This is a genomic window from Agromyces sp. P1_H4 (assembly GCF_056405255.1).
In genome coordinates, this window is record NZ_JBFUCL010000307.1 from 1 (window position 1) to 4,608 (window position 4,608).

Annotated in this window: 5 protein-coding genes; 2 read left to right on the forward strand and 3 right to left on the reverse strand. The window is 64.0% G+C overall.

From position 1 onward, the window contains the following. The 3 genes from AC1DY2_RS15880 to AC1DY2_RS15890 all read right to left on the reverse strand — a co-directional run. Positions 1-495 (reverse strand): sigma-70 family RNA polymerase sigma factor (locus AC1DY2_RS15880; protein WP_476763300.1); only part of this gene is annotated, 495 nt, incomplete at its 3' end. A 611-nt stretch (positions 496-1,106) separates the two neighbouring features. Next, a complete protein-coding gene (locus AC1DY2_RS15885) occupies positions 1,107-1,430 on the reverse strand; it encodes a hypothetical protein (RefSeq protein ID WP_476763301.1) in 324 nt (107 codons plus the stop codon). A gap of 148 nt (positions 1,431-1,578) precedes the next feature. Beyond that, entirely contained in the window at positions 1,579-2,055 is a 477-nt protein-coding gene (locus AC1DY2_RS15890; RefSeq protein WP_476763302.1) for a hypothetical protein, read from the reverse strand. 202 nt (positions 2,056-2,257) lie between these two features. Here AC1DY2_RS15890 and AC1DY2_RS15895 point away from each other — a divergent pair, with 202 nt between their 5' ends. Together AC1DY2_RS15895 and AC1DY2_RS15900 are read left to right on the forward strand one after the other, a co-directional pair. Next, positions 2,258-3,430 carry a hypothetical protein gene (locus AC1DY2_RS15895; protein WP_476763303.1) on the forward strand — a complete coding sequence of 391 codons (1,173 nt, stop codon included), beginning with the start codon at positions 2,258-2,260 and terminating at the stop codon, positions 3,428-3,430. 170 nt (positions 3,431-3,600) lie between these two features. After that, positions 3,601-4,377: a hypothetical protein gene (locus tag AC1DY2_RS15900; protein WP_476763304.1), complete on the forward strand. Its 777-nt coding sequence runs from the start codon at positions 3,601-3,603 to the stop codon at positions 4,375-4,377. Positions 4,378-4,608 lie beyond the last annotated feature (231 nt).

Here is a 4,608-nt window from a genome sequence, read left to right on the forward strand (position 1 = left end):
GTACGTCGAGAACTTGAAGCCCTTCGTGTAGTCGAACTTCTCGACCGCACGGATGAGGCCCAGGTTGCCCTCCTGGATCAGGTCTAGGAACTGCATGCCACGGCCCGTGTAGCGCTTCGCCAGCGAGACGACGAGACGCAGGTTGGCGCCGAGCAGGTGGCTCTTCGCACGCTGGCCGTCCTTGGCGACCCACTGCAGCTCGCGACCGAGCTGCGAGCGCTTCTCGGCGTCGGTCATGTGCGAGAGCTTCTCCTCGGCGAAGAGACCGGCCTCGATGCGCATGGCCAGCTCGACCTCTTCGGCCGCGTTCAGGAGCGCGACCTTGCCGATCTGCTTCAGGTAGTCCTTGACCGGGTCGGCCGTCGCGCCGGTGATGTGGGCATATCGGGGCGCGATTCCAGGAGAGACTGCGTGGCCGCGGGGTGCTGTCTGGCGTGTGGGAGGTGCAGCCGCGACGGGGTATGTGAACAGGATCACATCGGAGTCGGGCGACATTCGTGTCTCTTCGGCATCCCGATGAAGTGGCACGACGTGGAATCCGAACTCGATTTCGTCGTCGAAGGCGTCGAGGTCAAGGTCCTCGTAGCCGTCGTTGTCCTCGTCTGGGACGGCTTCCGCGAGATCGATGAGCCACGATGTGAGCTCAGACCCAGAGTCCGACTCTTCAATCCCGATCTGAGTCGATGTGTTCACTGATGCGCTCCATCGGGCAGCACCGCGATCGGCTGGGCCCGCCGCGCTCGGGTGTTCGACACGGCGGCATTGAGACCACCGACGGGTTGAGCGATGGTCACCACGGATCCGGTCATCGACTACTCCAATCGGCTAGGTCGTCGGACGCTTCGAGCGGCAGCCGTCGTTGCTGAACCAGTCGATAGCTGACTGACGTTACCCGCGTGGTACGACAGTGAGGCCTCCTTCGAACAGGCACATTCGAACACTTGACTGAGAAAGCCTCTTTGATCTGGGGTTTCTCTGCATCGCCCCAAAACGAGGCACAGGATCAGGTTCGGGCCGGCGCGCGGGCAATGTCGGTGGTCCTTCCTACTGTCGGAATCTTCGGCTACGGCTGGAGTCAGCAAGGAGCGCCGACAATGGGCTCGGACTCACCCCTCAGCGGACGGATGGACGCGTACCAGCGCGACAGTGACTCCCCACTCGACCACATCGATCGCGCGCAGTTTGCCGCCGACGTTCGCGCACTCGAATTGCGCCTCGCGATCATCGACGATCGTTTCGAGCGACTCGCCTCGCGGCCCCACGATGCCTACCAGGATTGGCGCCGCGACACGGTGACGCGCCTGCGGTCCGTGGCTGACCGCGCCGGCCTCCTCGAAGGGCGTGGAGCACTCGATCAGCATCAGCATCGACACGTCGCCGCGGTACTCACCGTTCTGCGTCGACGGCTGACGCAGCTCGATGAACGACACGCGACGCACGGCGACGGTCGGGCCCGCCGCCGTGACGGCCCGTGCGTCGGTGCCGTTCAGACAACCCGAGTCGCCGGCTGAGCGAAGTCGTCACAGAACGGCACTGACGAGAATCCGCGCGGTGCGCCGCTTGATCAGCGCGCCGACGCTACAGTCGGTCCACCGTCAGTGCTCGCGGCAACGATTGCAAATCCACGAGCAGGCCGCTTCCGCCACTCAACGCCGACCGTCGAAACGCCTCGGTGAGTTCATTCGGGAGGCTCGAGATGGGCACCTGGTGCGCGTCGCGAATGTGTTTGACGTCCACCCTGAACGGATAGCGCAGCTCGCCGCTCTCGATCTCGTCGGGCCGTAGCAACGTCGCCTCCCGTCGAACGCCCGACTCGGCGCGGAAGACTGCGATGCGTCGGAGCGAACCCTCGGCCCACATGTCCGAGGATCTGCGGGGGCTTCCGCCGAGCGTCGGGTGATTGAAGCCGGTGGCGATGAGCACAACGGTGCCACGGGTTACATGCACGTAGTGATCCCGTTCGCGGGTGAAGCCCCACCAACCGGTCTGGATCGCGTGTTCGAGATTGCGTCGACCGAGGTTGTCACTGCGCAGGTAGAGGGCGATCGCCAGCATGTGTTCGATTCTGCCCGACAGAGCATCGGTGCATGCCCGAACGATGATAGGCGCTCACTGAGACTGACAAACTCGTCAGGTCGAGCTCCGCGAAGACCCCATTCCTCGACGTGTCAGCCCGCGATTCTCCAAGCCCTACACTTCAACTGCGAAGACTCCTATCTTCGCGGGCCTTTCCCCGTCCAACATTCAGGAGCCGACGATGGATGACGAGATCCAGCTGATCAGTGACGGCGACGGGCTGGCGGTCATCGGGCATCCGACCGCTGTTGATCGATTCCTCGTCTCTGAGGGGTTGCATTCGAAGGACCTCGGATTGCAAAGGCTCCGACCAGCGCTGGGCACCGCGGCGRGCGTCGCACAGGCCGGTTCCGAGATCGCCGCCAACTCAGGTCGATGGGTCCAACTCACGAAGGAGTCCGCGCAGCTTGCCAGCAAGTACCCGCTGGTGAAGAATTCGTCGACCGGTCTCAGCACCGGCGTGCTGCGGGGGGACAAGGGGCAGTTCGTTCATCTCCTCCAGTTCGCGAAGGGACCCGGATCGGTTCTGGCCAACCCAGCGATTCTGGCCGGCGCCGCAGGGATCATGGCGCAAGTTGCCATGCAGCAGGCCATGGACGAGATCACCGACTATCTGGCCACGATCGACGAGAAAGTCGACGACGTGCTCCGCGCCCAGAAGGACGCGGTGCTGGCGGACATGATCGGAGTGCACCTCGTGATCGAGGAGGCCATGACGATCCGAGAGCACATGGGTCGGGTCTCCGAGGTCACCTGGTCGAAGGTACAAGCCACGCCGGCGACGATCGCACGAACCCAGGCGTACGCGTTGCGTCAAATCGACGCGCTTGCGGAGAAGTTGGAGCGCAAGACCCAGGTCGGTGATCTCGCCAAGGCGGCGAAGGAAGCAGAGTCCAAGGCCGAAGAATGGCACGCTGTGCTGGCTCGCTGCTTCCAACTGCAGGACGCGATCGCCGTACTGGAACTCGACCGGGTGCTGGACGCGTCTCCGGATGAACTGGACCGACATCGCCTTGCGCTGAAGGCCGCCCGTCAGAACCGGCTGGAACTCATCTCTCGGAGCACTGAACACCTGATGGCCCGCATGAACGCCGCTGCCGGCACGGCGAACACGAGGGTGCTGCTGCACCCGACCACGTCCCGGGCCGTGGTGCATTCGACCAACCGCGTTGCGATCGCCGTCGTCGAGTTCCAGGGGCGGCTGGGGATCGAGCTTGGTCGACAATCGCTGGAGGCGAGACGGTGGGGGACGCGGCAACGGAAGTGCGAGACAAGTTGCTCGCGACCGGAGCAGGGGGCGTCGACGCCGCCAAGCGTGTCGGTGACGAGACCCTTGACCGAGCAAGATCCGTAACGGGCAAGCTCTCCAGCGGGATCGCCCAGCGAGCGCTCCGTTGGCGCGGGGACGAGGAAGAAGTCTGAGAGAGCGGCGCCGTCAGTTACGTGGGGCTCTCGGATTGACGACCGCGTAAGCCTCTCGGCTCCGTCCGGGTCGACAGGCTTCAGTGTCGTAGGATCGGCGCCGTGATCAAGCATCCGACGGCCGAAGTGCCGAACCCGGGGGAATCGGTCGCGGTGCTTCAACGGTTGCTCAGGTTGTGGCATGCCCACGACGGGGGCGCGGCGATCCCGAAGATCGATGGCACCTCTCTGCCGGCCCTGGCGATTCACGTACAGGTCGAACACATCGCCGAACTGACGACATCGGTCATCCAGTTGCTTCATTCCAACATCTACCTCTCAACCGCGCCCCTGGTCAGGTTGAGCATGGAATGCGCGGTGAACGCCGTCTGGTGGGCGAGAGAGCCGATCGGCGTTCGAAGCTCGATGCATGAAGCGGCCCGTCAGAGCGGGCTCCTGGTTCGAGCGATGCGCCGCCTTTCGCCTGGGGCGTTCCAAGACACTCGGGAGCTCGATGCGGTACTTCGCGACTACGCCGTCTTCGCGTCTGATGAAGCACGGGTGTTCGAAAAACGCTGCAAAGCGATTCCGGGTGGCGAGTGGATCTACCCGTACTACCGGCTCTTGTCGGAGGCTTCACATGGAGGGCCACCGCTCCTCAGCGAGTACATGAGACGGATCGCTCCGACAGAGGAGAACCCGGAGGGGATCAATCTCCTCCAGCGCCCGCATTATCGGCACCTCGAGATCGCACTTGGGACACAAGTCATCATGTTCGCACTCGCCCTGGCCGCGTGGGATTCGGTGCTGCCAGATCACCCGGACGAGCAAGAGCTCCATGAGCTGAGCGATCGCCTCGGCTTCGGTGAGTTGATTCGTCAAGCAACCGGATTCCCATGAAGCTCGTGAACACTGCGCGCTGCGGGCTGGCTTGAAGCAAGCTGCAGGCGACAAACAATCCTTGGGTCGGTGACCGCGTCGCCCAATAGTTCCACAAGCCTCGACGCCAGGGCGCGGACCCGGCATAGACTCCGCGATATGGACGAGTCGGCCGCCCTCGACACGACCGCGGCGCGCGCCGTCGAGACGGCCGACCGCGATCGGGTGCTGTGGACCGACGCAGACCGCGAG

Coding starts and splice junctions, on each gene's coding strand:
- AC1DY2_RS15890 (WP_476763302.1), bottom strand. CDS start 2,055: ATGCTGGCGATCGCCCTCTACCTGCGCAGTGACAACCTCGGTCGACGC.